Annotated in this window: 13 protein-coding genes; 8 read left to right on the top strand and 5 right to left on the bottom strand. The window is 62.5% G+C overall.

The window, feature by feature from the left end; translation table 11 throughout:
• Positions 1–19 precede the first annotated feature (19 nt).
• The gene (locus AMC88_RS13635; protein WP_064825420.1) at positions 20–1,234 is read right to left on the bottom strand and encodes an ROK family protein; all 1,215 of its coding nucleotides are present in this window, start codon (positions 1,232–1,234) and stop codon (positions 20–22) included.
• A gap of 205 nt (positions 1,235–1,439) precedes the next feature.
• Here AMC88_RS13635 and AMC88_RS13630 point away from each other — a divergent pair, with 205 nt between their 5' ends.
• The 6 genes from AMC88_RS13630 (at position 1,440) to AMC88_RS13605 (ending at position 8,697) form a co-directional block, all read left to right on the top strand.
• Positions 1,440–2,714, top strand: coding sequence for an ABC transporter substrate-binding protein (locus AMC88_RS13630; protein ID WP_064825419.1), 1,275 nt, complete (start codon positions 1,440–1,442; stop codon positions 2,712–2,714).
• Between the two features lie 230 nt (positions 2,715–2,944).
• Positions 2,945–3,829, top strand: coding sequence for a carbohydrate ABC transporter permease (locus tag AMC88_RS13625; RefSeq protein WP_037116707.1), 885 nt, complete (start codon positions 2,945–2,947; stop codon positions 3,827–3,829).
• Positions 3,829–4,680 (top strand): carbohydrate ABC transporter permease, encoded by an 852-nt coding sequence (locus AMC88_RS13620; protein WP_064825418.1) that lies wholly within the window; start codon positions 3,829–3,831, stop codon positions 4,678–4,680. The genes AMC88_RS13625 and AMC88_RS13620 overlap by 1 nt, the downstream gene beginning before the upstream one ends.
• Positions 4,681–4,717: 37 nt before the next feature.
• Positions 4,718–5,863 carry an ABC transporter ATP-binding protein gene (locus tag AMC88_RS13615; protein WP_064825417.1) on the top strand — a complete coding sequence of 382 codons (1,146 nt, stop codon included), beginning with the start codon at positions 4,718–4,720 and terminating at the stop codon, positions 5,861–5,863.
• Between the two features lie 16 nt (positions 5,864–5,879).
• Positions 5,880–8,012 carry a beta-galactosidase gene (locus AMC88_RS13610; RefSeq protein ID WP_064825416.1) on the top strand — a complete coding sequence of 711 codons (2,133 nt, stop codon included), beginning with the start codon at positions 5,880–5,882 and terminating at the stop codon, positions 8,010–8,012.
• Between the two features lie 244 nt (positions 8,013–8,256).
• A complete protein-coding gene (locus AMC88_RS13605) occupies positions 8,257–8,697 on the top strand; it encodes a lipid-binding SYLF domain-containing protein (RefSeq protein ID WP_004676578.1) in 441 nt (146 codons plus the stop codon).
• 85 nt (positions 8,698–8,782) lie between these two features.
• Here AMC88_RS13605 and AMC88_RS13600 read toward each other — a convergent pair whose 3' ends face one another.
• Positions 8,783–10,489 carry an adenylate/guanylate cyclase domain-containing protein gene (locus AMC88_RS13600; RefSeq protein WP_016733459.1) on the bottom strand — a complete coding sequence of 569 codons (1,707 nt, stop codon included), beginning with the start codon at positions 10,487–10,489 and terminating at the stop codon, positions 8,783–8,785.
• Between the two features lie 150 nt (positions 10,490–10,639).
• On the opposite strand from AMC88_RS13600, the gene AMC88_RS34510 reads away from it, so the two are divergent.
• Positions 10,640–10,771, top strand: a complete 132-nt coding sequence (locus tag AMC88_RS34510) for a hypothetical protein (protein ID WP_257784686.1) — start codon at positions 10,640–10,642, stop codon at positions 10,769–10,771.
• A 37-nt stretch (positions 10,772–10,808) separates the two neighbouring features.
• On the opposite strand, the gene AMC88_RS13590 is transcribed toward AMC88_RS34510, so the two are convergent.
• Together AMC88_RS13590 and AMC88_RS13585 are read right to left on the bottom strand one after the other, a co-directional pair.
• The gene (locus AMC88_RS13590) at positions 10,809–12,017 is read right to left on the bottom strand and encodes an MFS transporter (RefSeq protein WP_064825414.1); all 1,209 of its coding nucleotides are present in this window, start codon (positions 12,015–12,017) and stop codon (positions 10,809–10,811) included.
• A gap of 166 nt (positions 12,018–12,183) precedes the next feature.
• Positions 12,184–13,200 (bottom strand): zinc-dependent alcohol dehydrogenase family protein, encoded by a 1,017-nt coding sequence (locus tag AMC88_RS13585; RefSeq protein ID WP_016733455.1) that lies wholly within the window; start codon positions 13,198–13,200, stop codon positions 12,184–12,186.
• Positions 13,201–13,342: 142 nt separating this feature from the next.
• Here AMC88_RS13585 and AMC88_RS13580 point away from each other — a divergent pair, with 142 nt between their 5' ends.
• Complete coding sequence (locus AMC88_RS13580; RefSeq protein ID WP_064825413.1) at positions 13,343–14,239, top strand: LysR family transcriptional regulator; 897 nt, start codon at positions 13,343–13,345, stop codon at positions 14,237–14,239.
• Between the two features lie 201 nt (positions 14,240–14,440).
• Here the strand turns inward: AMC88_RS13580 and AMC88_RS13575 are convergent, their stop codons facing one another.
• Positions 14,441–15,043 (bottom strand): hypothetical protein, encoded by a 603-nt coding sequence (locus AMC88_RS13575; RefSeq protein ID WP_064825412.1) that lies wholly within the window; start codon positions 15,041–15,043, stop codon positions 14,441–14,443.
• Positions 15,044–15,373 lie beyond the last annotated feature (330 nt).

Raw genomic sequence — 15,373 nt, 5'->3', positions numbered from 1 at the left:
GTTTGGAGAAGCCGGTGCCTCAAGCCGCCGACGTCGCGCCTCCGACACTCCCGAGTGTTGCAATATCCGTCACCCCGCCCGAGGACTCGAAGTCGAATATCTTTTGCGTCACCAGCGCCGCGGCACCCCGGGCCCAGGAATTGTCTTCCCAGTCGGGCAAAAGCGGCGGGGCGGTGCGGAAGGTGCGGGCGGAAAGCGCGTCGCGCAGAGGGGTGAGGAAATGGTCGCCGAGGGAGACGGCTTCGCCGCCGGCGACGATGACTTCGGGGTCGGTGATGTTGACGAGGTTGGCGAGTGCGGTGCCGATGCTGCGGCCGGAATGGCCGACGAGGTCGGTGGCGATCGGGTCGCCTGAGGTGAGGGCCTGGCGCAGTTCCTGCAGGCCCAGGTCCTCGCCGCGGCCGGTCTTCTCGCGCCAGCGGCGCAGCATCGACAGCTCGGAGTGATAGGCCATCAGGCAGCCGCGTTTGCCGCATTCGCAAAGGCGGCCATCCTCCTCGAACAGCGTATGGCCGAATTTGCCGGCCGCGCCGTTGGCGCCGCGATAGAGCTTGCCGTCGATGACGAGGGCGCAGCTGATGCCGACGCCGACGGCGAGAACGGCCATGTTGCGGTGTTGGCGGCCGAGGCCGAAGAGCTGTTGGGCGATGGCATAGGCGTTGGTATCGTCCTCCAGCCAGACCGGCACGTGGACGCGGGCGGCCACCAGCGAGGCGAGCGGCACGTTATCCCATTGGAAGCGGTGGCTGCGCACGCAGGCAGTCTGCTCGTGATTGATGACGCCCGGCATGGAGATGCCGATGCCGGCGAGCCTGGCCTTCGGGCGGCCGGCGAGCTTGACCAATTCAGGGACGGTGCCGGCCAGGAGATCGGCGACGTAATCGGGATCATGGCCGGCAAGGCCGACGCGCATGGCGGCGACGGGATTGGTGGCAAGGTCGGTCGCCACGCATTCCACCGAATCCACCATCAGCTTGAAGCCGACGGCGAGCGCATGCTGATAATTGATCTCGACCGGGATCGGGCGGCGGCCGGCAGGCCCCGGCACCGCCTGTCCCTCGACGACGATGCCTTCCTCCAGGAGATCGGCGACGACGAAGGTGACGGCGGCGGGGCTCAAGCCAATCACCGTCGCGATATCGGCGCGGCTTCGCGGCCCTTCGCGTCTGAGAAGGTTGAGGATGAGGCGTCGGTTCATGGCTCTCGCCGTGGTCTGGTCGCCCTTTAGCTTCACTTTGCATTCCTTAATTTTGTAAATTAATTATTGCGGGTCGGTTCAATTTATGCATAAGTCTGCCCGCCGATCAACAGAACGAGCCAAACGGATTAGGGGCGTTGCATCGTGGAGGGTCGGCATGTCGAGCGCCTGATCGGGCGGGCCTCAAGGAGGAGGCCGCCGGCAGCAGGGCGGAGTTGATTGATCAACCGGGAGGAATTCAATGGCATATTCGAAGCAATTTCCTGCAAGCACCCGCAGAACCTTTCTCAAAGGGGCGGGCCTCGTCTCGGCTGCAGCTGTCACCGGCAGCTTTCCGATGCCTGCGATCGCGCAGGCGCAGGACGTCACGATCATCTCGTCGGAAAACAACGGTGCCGCGCTCGATGCGCTGAAATCGATCGCGGCGGGCTTCGGCAAGGAAGCCGGCGTCAACGTCGTCGTCAACAATATGGATCACGAGGCGCACAAGACGGCGATCCGCAATTATCTTGTCGCCGGCGCGCCGGATATCTGCTTCTGGTTCTCCGGCAACCGCATGCGCGCCTTCGTCAAGCGCGGCCTGTTCGACGATATTTCCGATCTCTTCGAGAAGGAGAAGTACAAGGACGTGCTCGGCGCCACGGCCGGCGCGGTCACCGATGACGGCAAGCAGTATGGCCTTCCCACCGGCGGCACGCTTTGGGGCATGTTCTATCGCAAGGATGTGTTCGAGCAATATGGCCTGACCGTGCCGAAGACCGCCGAGGACTTCATGGCCTATGGCGAAAAGTGCAAGGCGGCCGGCATCACGCCGATTGCGATCGGCACCAAGGAATTGTGGCCGGCGGCCGGCTGGTTCGACCAGATGAACCTGCGCGTCAACGGCCTCGACAAGCACATGGCGCTGATGAACGGCGAGATGAGCTATCTCGATCCGGCGCTCACCCCCGTCTTTGACCAGTGGGAAGCGATGATCGGCAAAGGCTTCTTCACGCCGAACCATACCTCCTTCGGCTGGCAGGAGGCCGCAGCACTGCTGGCGCAGAAGAAGGCCGGCATGATGAACCTCGGCGCCTTTCTGCGTTCGGCCTTCACCGAAGCGGACCTGCCGCAGCTCGCCTACGCCACCTTCCCGGTGCTCGATCCGAAGGTCGGTCATTTCGAGGAATTCTCGGTCAACTCCGTCCATATTCCGGCTAAGGCCAAGAACAAGCAGGGCGCGCGCGATTTCCTCGCCTATTTCTACAAGCCGGAAAACCTCGCTGCCTATCTGGAGCCGGGCGGCAACGTGCCGCCGCGCCATGACCTGCCGCCGAGCAAGGATCCGCTCGTCAATGTCGCCGTCGAGACCATGAAGTCGGTGCAGGGCGCCTCGCAATATTACGACCGCGACAGCGACCCCGACATGGCCCAGGCCGGCCTCGTCGGCTTCCAGGAGTTCATGGCCAAGCCCGATCGGCGCAAGGCGATCCTGACGCGGCTCGAGGGAACGCGGAAGCGGATTTATAAGATCTGAGGCTGGCACGTCCTCTGAGGTTTGCCCCTCACCCTAACCCTCTCCCCGTTCTGACGGGGAGAGGGGAGGTGCCTTACGAGACATCGATGGGGACGGAGAGGTTGCGGCATGTTTCCTTCGCCCCGCGAGCGGGGAGAAGGTGGCGGCAGCTGGATGAGGGGGCAGCCCTACGTGGGCAGCCGGATGAGGGGCATCAGCCCGCTCCCGAAATAATTTGAGGCTCCAGAGAGATGCAGACATTATGGCGCCGCCAGCGTTGGTGGCTTACCCCGACTTTGCTTATCGCGCCGGCGATCCTGCTGTTCTTCATCGTCATTCTGCTCTCGGCGGTCCGGAGCGTGTGGATCAGCTTTCACGAATGGGACGGCTTCGGCGAGATGATCTGGGTCGGGCTCGGCAACTACGTCGAGCTATACAACGATCCGCAATTCTACGTGTCGCTGAAGAACAATCTGATCTGGCTTGTCATGTTCATGGCGGCACCACCGATCGGGCTCGCCATTGCGCTCCTGGTCAACCAGAAGATCGCGGGCATGCGCTTTCTGAAGTCGCTGTTCTTCATTCCGCTGGTGCTGGCTTCGGTCACGGTCGGCGTCGTCTTCACCTGGGTCTATACGCCGGAGTTCGGGCTGCTGGCGCTGATCTTCCGGGCCTTCGGCGCGGTGGCGCCGGCGGTGCTGTCGGACGAGCATTTCGTCACCTTCGCGATCGTCATCGCGGCGCTCTGGCCGCAGATCACCTTCTGCATGGTGCTCTATCTCGCCGGGCTCAACAATCTGAGCGAAGAGCTGATCGGGGCAGGGCGCGTCGATGGGGCGAGGGGCTGGAACATGCTGCGCCACATCGTGCTGCCGCAGCTGACGCAGGTCACCTTCATCGCAATTGCGGTCACGGTCGTCGGGGCGCTGCGTTCCTTCGACATGATCTCGGTGATGACATCCGGCGGGCCGTTCGGCTCCTCCTCGGTGCTCGCCTACCAGATGTACGAGCAGTCGATCTTCTCCTATCGCTTCGGCTATGGCGCGGCGATCGCCTCGGTGCTCTTCGTGATCATGGCCGTCTTCATCGCCTGGTATCTCACCCACATCATCCGCAGCGAAGAGAGGGGAGGCTGATGTATCCTCGTCCCATTCCCGAAACCGCGATCTGGCCGCGCCGCCTCTATATGCTCGCCGTCGTCATCGTGCTCCTGCTCTGGCTCTGCCCGCTCTTTGCGATCATCCTCACCTCCTTCCGCTCGACGGCTGACGTGATGGGCGGCAATCTCTGGGGCTGGCCGACCGAGATCGGCGTCATCGACAATTACCGGGCCGTCTTCACCGACACGCCGATGGCGCGCTATTTCCTCAACAGCCTGATCATCACCATTCCCTCGGTGATCGGCGTGCTTGTTCTCTCCACGCTCGCCGGCTACGTGCTGTCGCGCTATCGCTTTCGCGGCAACATGCTGATCTTCGCGCTCTTCGTCGGCGGCAATTTCCTGCCGCACCAGATCATGATGATCCCGGTGCGCGACCTGATGGTGCGGCTCGACCTGATCGACACGACGGCGGCGCTGATCATCTTCCACGTCGCCTTCCAGACCGGGTTCGCGACGCTCTTCATGCGCAATTTCATCGCTGCACTCCCGGACGAGCTGTTCCAGGCGGCCCGCGCCGAAGGCGCTTCGCCCTTCCAGACGCTGATCCATGTGGCGATCCCGCTGGTGCGCCCGGCGCTCGCGGCGCTCGCCATCCTGATCTTCACCTTCGTCTGGAACGACTATTTCTGGGCCGTGGTGCTGACGGTCAGCGACAGCGTCAAGCCCGTGACCGCAGGTCTTGCCAATCTGCGCGGCGAGTGGGTCTCGGCCTGGAACTTGATTTCGGCAGGCACGATCATCGTCGCTGTGCCGCCCGTCGTAATGTTCTTCCTGATGCAGCGGCATTTCATCGCCGGCCTCACCATGGGCGCGGTGAAGGGATGAGCCGGCGTCTTCCGTTTCAACAAGAGAGGGCCAGGTTATGACCAGTCTCGAACTTCGTCAGATCAACAAGAATTACGGCGCCTATCATGCGCTGCGCGGCATCGATCTTTCCGTGGCGCAAGGCGAGTTCATCGTCATGGTCGGCCCGTCGGGCTGCGGCAAGTCCACGCTCTTGAAATCCATCGCCGGCCTGGAGACGATCTCCTCCGGCCAGATCGTGATCAACGGCCGCGATGTCAGCCGGCAGGAGCCGGGTGACCGCGGCATCGCCATGGTCTTCCAGTCCTATGCGCTTTATCCGCATATGACGGTGGCGGAGAATATGGGCTTCGGCCTCAGGATGGCCAAGCGCCCGAAGGCCGAGATCGATGCGGCGGTGGCCCGCGCCGCCAAGATCCTCCGGATCAGCGACCAGCTGGACAAGCGGCCGAAGCAACTATCAGGCGGCCAGCGGCAGCGCGTGGCGATCGGCCGGGCGATCACCCGCTCGCCGGAGGTCTTCCTGTTCGACGAGCCGCTGTCGAACCTGGATGCGGCGCTCCGCACCCAGATGCGCGTCGAATTGAGCAGCCTGCATGCCGAGCTCGGCGCCACCATGGTCTACGTTACCCACGATCAGGTGGAGGCGATGACCATGGCAAGCCGCATCGTCGTGCTCAATCAGGGGATCATCGAGCAGGTCGGCTCGCCGCTGGAGCTTTATCGCAACCCCGACAATCTCTTCGTCGCCGGCTTCCTCGGCGCGCCGCGCATGAATTTCCTTGGCGTCACTCTCGACGACGTCAACGGCCGCAGCGTGACGGTTTCGGCGCCGGGCCTTGCGCCGCTGACGGTGGAGCTTGCGCAGCCGACGACGCTTTCGAAAGGCACGGGCCTGACGCTCGGCGTGCGGCCGGAGGCGATCTCGGTGGTGGCCGAAGGCAGCGAGGACGGAGCCGTGCATGGCGAGGTGCGCCTCGTCGAGCATCTCGGACGCGAGACCATTCTCTATGTCGACGCCGGCAATCTCCAGACCATCGCGTCGGAAAGCGGCACCGGCAATATCACCGCCCAACTCAGCTACGTCGCGCCCTTTACCGCCGGGCAGAAGGTGGCGCTGAAGCTCGATGCCGGCGAGCTCTATCTCTTTGCTCCCGACGGCGGCCGCACGATCAGCGCCCGCAAGACCATTCTCGACAGATAATCACAGGAAAAACCCCGTGTCCGACAAGACCCTCTCCGTATGGAACACCGTCAAGACCGACCGCTTCCTCGTCGGTGCGCCGCATTATCCCGAGCATGTCGATGAAAGCTATTGGGAGCGCGACGCTGAGCGCATGGCCAAGGCCGGCTTCAACGTGGTGCGCATGGCCGAATTCGCCTGGCACATTCTCGAGCCGAAGCTCGGCACCTACAATTTCGATCTGTTCGACCGCGCCATATCAATGCTCGGCCGCTACGGCATCGATACGATCATGTGCACGCCGACGGCGACCCCGCCGCGCTGGCTGACGGAGGCGCACCCTGAAATTTTAAGGGTCGACGGCAAAGGCCGGCCGATGAGCCATGGCTCGCGCCAGCATTGCGACACGGCAAGCCCGGTCTTCCGCGAGCACAGCAAGCGCATCACCAAAGCAATGGCCGAGCACTACCGCGACAACCCCTTCGTCGTCGGCTGGCAGACCGACAACGAGCTGAACACCAGCATGCCGGAGAGCTTCTCCAAGGCGACGCTCAGCGAATTCCAGCTGTTCCTCGCCGACAAATACCGCGAGATCGCCGAACTCAACCGCGCCTGGGGCGGTGATTTCTGGGCGACGGCCTATGACAGCTTCGATCAGGTGGTGCTGCCGATCGAGTTCGGCCCGACCTTCCCAAGCCCCGGCCACCTGCAGGATTACCACCGCTTCCTCGCCTTCTCGACGGCGCGCTTCCAGCACGACCAGGTGGAGATCCTGCGCGCGGTCAAATCCTCCTGGTTCGTCTTCCACAATCTCGGCGGCTTGAGGGATATCGATTTCCGCGGCCAGTTCAGCAAGGATCTCGATTTCGTCGGCTACGACATCTATCCGATGCTTTATGACGAGTTCATGCGGCTCGGCAACCACGCCAAGGTGCAGGCGCTGCATCTCGATATCTGCCGCGGCTTCTCCGGCAATTACATCGTGCCCGAGCAGCAATCCGGCTTCGGCAGCCAGCCGGGCTTCTGCACGCTGACGCCGGAGCCGGGGGAACTGCGCCGCATGGCGCTCTCCTCCGTTGCTCATGGTGCTGACGGCCTGATGTTCTTCCGCTGGCGGCCGGCTCATTTCGGCGCCGAGATCTACTGGATGGGCATCATCGACCATGACGATATCGGCCGCCACCGCTATGAGGAGGCCAGCCGCTTCGCGAGCGAGATGATCGCGCTGCAGCCGAAGATCCTCGGCACCTATGTGCGCATGGATGTCGGTATCGCCGGCTCGGATTTCGACAATCAGGAAGCCCACAAGACCTATCCGATCGGCCTGCCGAGCCCGCAGGACGATGCGATCCACATGCATCAATATTGCTATGATCGGGGCATCGCCTGCGGCTTCATCCATCCCGAGGACGATCTTTCCAGGCTGAAGCTCTTTTATGTCCCCCATTGGGTGATGTGGAAGGACGAATGGACGGCCAAGCTCGAAGCCTTCGCTGAAGCAGGCGGCACCGTCGTCATCGGCGCCCGCACCGGCACCCGCAATGAAGACAACCACGTCATCCGCGAGACTGCGCCGGGCACGGCACTTTCGAAGCTCACCGGCGTGCGCGTCGAGGATTTCGGCCGCTTGGCCGCCCCCGGCGCCAACGGCCTGTTCGACGTCATGGAACGCTCCGGCGGCCTTGTCATCCCGCCGAACAAGCCGGCCGAAAGCAACCGCCGCCAGCGCCGCTTCAAGCTCGGCAACCGCGAACTGACCGCCGGCCACTTCTACGAAAACCTGACCGTCGAGCCCAACGTCGAGGTGATCGCCGCCTGGTCCAACCGCTACGCCGAAGGGCAGGCGATGGCGACCTCGCGCAAGGTCGGCAAGGGGCAGGTGGTCTATCTCGGCACCTACCTGACGCCTGAGCTGACCGAAGCGCTGACCGAACGCCTGTTTGCGCCGGCCGGCGTGGAGCCGCTGGTGGGCGGGCTGCCCGAGGGCGTGGAGGTGACGATGCGGATGAACGACGAGCGGCGGCTGCTCTTCGTGCAGAATTATACGGATCAGGCGGTGACGGTGAGTGGCGTGCCGGCCGGGCGGGATCTGCTGGATGGGGAGAAGGCTGTGCGGAGGACGCTGGAGCTTGGCGGTTATGGCTGTGCGATCGTGGAGTTGGAGGGGTGAGGGTTCGCAGCCAACGATGACGAAAGGTGTCCCCGCGCATTCATGACGCGCGGGAACGTGCTTCGCTGCTCGAGCAGCGGTTCAGATCCAATTGGCGATGTGGTTTGGTAGCGCCTTCTCCCGGCCGGATTCTGGCCACCTGTTTGGAACCAAGGACGGGCGAGGCTGTTTCAATTGTGACTTTGGCTTGACGCTGACGTGCCCTCCTGGCTGGGTAAGCCTCGATTTTGAGGAGATTCGCATCATGAAGACTTCGTCCAGATTTCGTTCAGTCGCAGCTGCGGTTATCGCAGCAGCAGGAGTGAGCTTTGCCGGCTCTGCGTATGCCGACAGCGGTACGATCAGCTTTTCAGTCTACAAGGCAGCCTTCTTTGTGGGTGGTTCTGGAGGCGAGGGCACGCTGACCTTCCATGGTCGCCATTATCCCATCTCTGTCGGCGGCATCTCGGGCGGCCTCGCCTTCGGGGCTTCCAAGACCAATTTTCATGGCACTGTTCGCCATATTCGCCGCGCTCGAGATGTGACCGGGGTCTACGGTGCGGCGGGCGGTGGCGGCGCGGTCGGCAAAGGGGCCCAGGTGATCGTCATGACCAATGACAAGGGCGCCGAGCTCGAGCTCTCAGGCAAGCAGGTAGGCCTGCAGGTCAACGCCGATATCAGCGGCCTTGCCATCACGGTAAAGTAATGTAAGGCATGCCGTGCAGCCGGATGGGGGCTGCCCGGCACGCCGCTGCTTACATAGGTTCGGCCCACAAAACCTGCTCTCACTGTCACGTCTCCGGCAGGCCGGCCTTTCGAAAGCCGTCGACAAAGTGGTCTCGTACAGATGCATCCCGCAGCGGCTGGGAGCTGAGCCAATGACCGATCGTGAAATGAGGGTGGGCGATCAGGAACAATTCGGCTTCTCGCCGCGCCTCGTCATGGTGGCCCAACTGCGCAAGCGCAGCAGCCAGGAATTTGCGTGAGTTGGTGCGATAGGTTTCTTTCCTGCGCAGTGTAGCGGTTGCCGCCTCATAGTCGCCCGCGGCGTATTGCGCCTGCCCAAGGTGACAAAGGTACCAGCAGGCTGGATAGGGATTGAGCCGCAGGGCTTTTTCGATCTGCGCCAGTCCGTCGGCAATCCTGCCGTCCAGCACAGACATGTCCGACATGGCGGCCCAGGTGTCGGCGTGGTTGGGGTCCAGCTCCAGGGCCTTGGCAAAGGCGGCCTCCGACTCCTCCCATCGCCGCTCATAAGCCAGAATCGTACCCAGGACGTAACGGCAGCCGGCATCGTTGGGATCCAGCTCCACCGCCTTCTGCGCTGATGTCACCGCCATCCGACGGTTCGGATCTTCGGGCTCGCCGAAATGGGTCCAGGCGAGCCAACGGTTATAGGCGAGCAGACCGAGCGCCTCGGCATATGATGGCTCGAGCTTGACCGCGCGCTGGAGCAGCATATAGGCCTCACGCTCGGTTTGCGGCGACTCTTCCGTCAGGAGGCGAGCGCGCACACACAGGTCGTACGCCTCGAAGTTTTTCGGCCGATTGCGCTGCGGCGGGATGGTCAGCCGGCCGACGAGGGCTTCGACAATCTTGGCGTTGACTTCATCCTGTAGTTCGAAAACATCTTCCACCGTCCTGTCGAACCTCTCGGCCCACAGGTGCCCGCCGGCAAGCGCGTCGATCAATTGGGCATTGATGCGGACACGGCCCATTGCGCGTCTGGCGCTCCCCTCCAGGACGTAGCGGACGCCGAGTTCCTGGGCGACCAGCTTTACGTTAACCGGCTTGCCCTTGTAGCTGTAGACGGAATTGCGCGCGATGACGAACAGGCCAGCCGTACGGGAAAGGTCGGTGATTAGGTCTTCAGTCAAGCCGTCGACGAAGGGCGCGTCCGCTTCATCCCCACTCATGTTCGTGAACGGCAATACAGCGATCGAGGGACGGTCGGGCAGCGGCAATATGCTCTGCAGCGCATCCGGCCAATGCCACACGTGGACCGGGCGGGTCAGGTTCTTCAGGTAGCGTTCGCCTGCGTCGAAGAACTGGTCGCCGATCTTGCCGACGATCTCGCCGTGAACGCCGGCTGAAATGCAGATGCCTCCCGGCGCGGCCTGTGTCTCCAGGCGCGCCGCGACATTGACCCCGTCGCCGAGGACGTCCGAACCATCGTCAATGACATCTCCCAGATTGACACCTACACGTAAAAGTAGTCGTCGATCTCCGGATGGCTCGACAGGAGTGTTGGCCCGTTGCATTTCCAACGCCGCTTCGACCGCGTCCACCGCGCTGCCGAATTCGATCAGGAAGCCGTCGCCCACGACCTTGAAGATGCGGCCGTTGTGGCGCATCACAGCCGGCTCGATAACGCCAGAACGGAGTTCCCTGAGGTTCGCCAGCGTTGCGACTTCATCAGCCTCCATCAGGCGTGAATATCCCACCACATCGGCAACGACGATGGCAGCGAGACGACGCTGAAGAGATTGATCCGTCATCTGAGGACAAGCCCAACGACCAAATTAGCAAGTTATTGTTCAACTGCGGGTGAGTCAACAAGTGGTGAAGGGTAATGTCCAGCGATCTCCACCTCCATCGAGCCGTCATCCTTCTGTGTGACCGACAGCGTCGAGGTGGACGACACGGAAATGAGTATCCACGGAAAGCGGACGGTTCTTGAACGTCTGGTGATGGGCGGGGAGCAAGCCTTCGAGAAGCCGGTGCGGGCGACGCTGGAGCTTGGCGGTTATGGCTGTGCGATTGTTGAGCTGGGGAGGTGAGGGCATCGGATCGTGACAGTGTAAGTTATGCCGGCGCCTACAAATGTCCAACCGATATCGCCGCTTGCCGCCTCACCCCCCGCGTCACACCAACTGCAATCGCCGCCGCACCCGCCATGGCCGCGGCGCTCAACACAAACGGGCTCCACCAGCCGACATGATCGAACAGCAGGCCGCCCGCGAAGGCGCCGGAGGTGATGGCAAACTGAATGAGGGCGACGAACCAGGCGCCGCCTTCCTCCAGATGGTGCGGGATGGTGCGGGTCATCCAGGTCGTCCAGGCCGCCGGCACCGGCGTCGTCAGCAGGCCCCAGAGAAGCAGCAGGCCGGCGGTTGCCAGCGCGAAGGGGCCGAGGCCGATGAGCGCCAGGGCCACGGTCACCAGCACCGCCGGAAAACCGATCAGCACATGCGCCATATGCGAGCGCAGGATCGAGGGGATCAACGAGGTTCCGGCGAGGCCGGCAAGGCCGATGCCGAGCAGTACGAGCGACAGCGAGTTGACGCGGAGATGGGTGATGTCTTCGAGAAACGGCCTGAGATAGGTCGAGAGCGCGAACTGCCCCATGAAGAACAGGACCATCGACGCCATGCCGAGGGCGAAGGTGCGGTTGCCCATCAGGCTGAACGTCCTGCCGAGAGACCCGCTTCGGCCGCCCGGCATCCGGGGCAGGGCGATGGCTTGCCAGATGAAGGCGGCAATGCCGATCGGCACGACCACGAAGAACGCGCCGCGCCATCCGACCAGGCCGCCGAGGAAGCTGCCAAGTGGGGCCGCGATCACTGCGGCCAGCGCACTGCCGCCTTGCAGCATGGCAAGGGCCTTGGGCACGTCGGGACCGGCGGCGAGCCGCGCGATGATCGCCGTCGCCAGCGACCAGTAGCCGCCGATCGACACGCCGATCAGGGCGCGGCCGAACATGAACACGAGGTAGTTGGGCGCAAAGGTGACCGCTAGGCCCGACGCCACCAGCACGACGGTATAGGAGAGGATCACCCCACGCCGGTCGAAACGCGCGAACAGCACGTTGCTGAACAGGGCCGTGATGACGGCGAAGAAGCCCGAGATCGAGATCGCCTGACCCGCCTGGCCTGCGGTGCTCGCGAGGTCGTCGGCGATCGGCGTCAGCAGGCTCACCGGCATGAATTCCGACGCGACGAGCACGAAGGAGGTCAGCATCATGCAGATGACGGCGCTCCACGGCGTCGTCTTGGTTGCCGGTCTCATATTGTGGATGGTGTCCATCGGGCTTTCACCTCAAAAGAGCTGTTCATGGAAACGGGCGACGGCTGCGTGTCGCCCTCCCGGCGACGGGATCACGCCGGCGCCGCCGATTTCGAAATTCGCAGGGTCGAGGTCTCGGGGATGTGGGATCCTCGCCGTTCCCTCGGTGTGATCCGGAATGCGGATTTCACATCCGCAGCAGCGTCTTGATCGCCGAGCGTTCGTCCATCGCTTTGTAGCCCTTTGCGACATCGGCGAGCGGCACTTCCAGATCGAAGACCTTTCCGGGGTTGATCTTGCGCGACAGAATGAGGTCGATCAGGTGCGGCAGGAAACGTCGCACCGGGGCCGGGCCGCCCAACAGGTTCTTCTGGGCGAAAAACAGCATCTGCCCGTCGAGGCTGACGCCATGGGGAACGCCGACATAGCCGATCGATCCGCCGGGGCGGCAGGCATTGATCGCCTGCATCATCGACTGCTCGGTGCCGACGCATTCCAGCACCGAGTCCGCGCCGACTCCACCGGTCAATTCCCTGATTCTGGCCACGCCTTCGTCGCCGCGTTCGGTGACGATGTCGGTCGCGCCATATTCGAGCGCCAGCTCCTGGCGCTGCTTGTGGCGGCTCATGGCAATGATGCGGCCGGCGCCAAGCTGCTTGGCGGAGAGCACGCCCATTAGGCCGACCGCGCCGTCGCCGACCACGACCGCGGTGCATCCCGGCGTCACCCGCGCAGCGTCGGCCGCATACCAGCCGGTGCCGAGCACATCCGAGGCGGCGAGCAGGCTCGGGATCAGGTCGTCGGCCGGCATTGTGTCGGTCGCCACAAGCGTGCCGTCTGCCATGGCGATCCGGGCATAGGGCGCCTGCGCGCCCGACATGAATTCGCGATGCTCGCAGGAGGACTGGAAGCCATAGCGGCAATGCGGGCAGGTGTTGTCGGAGAGGCAGAACGAGCCGACGACGAACTGGCCGGGCCGGATGTTCCGGACTTCGCTGCCGACCTCGACGACGACGCCGCAATATTCGTGGCCCATGTGCTGCGGACCATTGACCGGTTGAAGGCCGCGGTAGGGCCAGAGGTCGGAGCCGCAGACGCAGGACGCCGACAGCTTGATGATCGCGTCGGTGGGTTTCTGGATTTTCGGTTCTGCGACTTCCTCGCAGCGGATATCGCCGGGGGCGCGAAGGACGGTGCCGAGCATGGTCATCTCCTGTCGGGCGGAATGCCCGTCTCATCTTTCGGCAGATGCAATAGCACCCTTCGATAGCTCGGATTAGCCGTCGCAATTTGCATGGACTTATCGAAATCGGCTATTAATGCGCCGGAGAGCGGAGATATCCACTATGGCGCGCGAAAACTTCAATGAGCTGCTTCTCTTCCTGGCGGTCGCGGAGGAGCGCAGCTTCACCCGGGCGGCCGCGAAACTGGGGGTCGCGCAATCGACGCTGAGTTACGCTGTCAAGGAACTCGAAGCGCGCATGGGGCTGCGGCTCCTCACGCGCACGACGCGCAGCGTGGCGACGACGGAGGCCGGTGAGCGTCTGCGGCAATCGCTTGCGCCGCGCATTTCCGAAATCGAGGCCGATATCGAGGCGTTGATGGCCTATCGCGACAAACCGGCTGGCACCGTCAGAATCACCCTGTCGAACCACGCGATGGAAAGCGTGGTGTGGCCGAAGCTCGCCCCCATCCTCGGCGAATATCCCGATATCAAGCTGGAACTCAGCGTCGACAACAGCTTCCGCAACATCGTCGAAGACGGCTTCGATGCCGGCGTGCGCCTCGGCGAGAGCCTGGAGAAGGACATGGTTGCGGTGCGGATCGGGCCGGACTGGCGGCTGGTGGTTGTAGCTTCCCCCGATTATTTCAAGACAAGACCCGTGCCGACGACGCCGCAAGAGCTGATGCAGCACAACTGCATCAACAGGCGTCTCGACAGGATCGGCGGGCTTTACGCCTGGGAGTTCGAAAAGAACAATGAGGAGGTCCGTGTGAGGGTGGAAGGCCAACTCACCTTCAACACCGATCGCGAGATGGTCGGCGCAGCCCTTCAGGGCTACGGCATTGCCTTCGTCCCGGAAAGCTACGTCGCAACGCATCTTGCCGAACGGCGTCTCACCCTCGTCCTCGATGACTGGACCCCCCAATTCGCCGGCTATTACCTCTATTACCCCAGCCGCCGCCAGAACCTCCCCGCCTTCTCGGTCATCATGGAGGCGCTTCGAGAGAGAAGCTCCTGACGCCGAGCACCCGCCTCGTCCTTCGAGGCCCCTGCGGGGCACCTCAGAGACTCTCTCTTCAAGGCGGTGCAAATTCCTCTGCGCCCGCGATTACAGCGCGGCATCCTCCAACGCCCCTCATGCTGAGGTGAGCAGCCTGCAGGGCGGAGCCTCGAGGCACGCCGCGACGCTGCTTCTTGCATTTGCCGAACAGCATCCCAATCAGTTGCCCCAGCCAATTTGGAACCGATCAAATCGAACCTCGCTCAACGGCTGGTTGGAAGGGCCTAGCCTTACCGAACGAAGAACGAGACGAAGCTCGGGGGAATAGTATTGTTCAAAGATAATCGGAGGCAATCCCGTCAGTTCCAGACGGCTGTTGATGGCCCAAACCTTGTAGGAACAAGATGCGATCGTTTCCTCTCCCAAGCCGTCGAACCGAATAAAAGTGGTGCCCGAAACGGATTTTTTGCCATTGAGGAAAAGCGTGGTGTCGGATTGCCAGGTCTTCTTCTGCGGCAGATCGTCCAACGCAATCGCATTCGCGTATTTAAGCTCATGCGTCCCGTTGGGACCAACTCTCTTTTCGACGAGCAAGGGGTGCAAATAGACGGCCGACACCGGCTGCAGTGAATGGTTACGCTCCACCAGCTTCTGTTCGGTGAGACCCGGACCGTCGGGCTTGTAGAATACGGAAAAGAAAGGCACTTCTCTGGTCAGCAGCACGCCCTGTCTGGTCTCATTGGCGGTTAGGCAATTGCCAAAGGCTGGCACTGCTAAAGTTATTCCGACCAGCAGCAATAAACTTCTCAGCAAGGTCGACATTCCAGAGTCCCCTCATCCAAATCCGCTGCCATGCTTGGATGAAATTGCTCCATCTTGGTCAAGCCGTCCCATCCGCTCGGCTGTCTTCATCCAGATTATGAACCGGCAGATACGTATTCTTCTCCAATAATCCGCCGACTGCTAGGCAGCCACAGTTCAAATTGATCTTCACTCAATCAAGCTTCCCCATAATTAGTTTTCTGCTGCGCCTCGAGATGTCCAAAAGAAACAGATATCAGGACCTCAACCTCAACCACACCTTCCATTCACTATACCCAAACACCCACAATAAACCCTAATTCCACAACCCCCTGAACAACCCGCCCAAAC

Origin of the sequence: Rhizobium phaseoli, assembly GCF_001664385.1 — a bacterium.
Taxonomy (GTDB): Bacteria; Pseudomonadota; Alphaproteobacteria; order Rhizobiales; family Rhizobiaceae; genus Rhizobium; species Rhizobium phaseoli.
The sequence above is the reverse complement of the archived record's forward strand: the minus strand, read 5'-3'. Positions and strand labels throughout refer to the sequence as shown.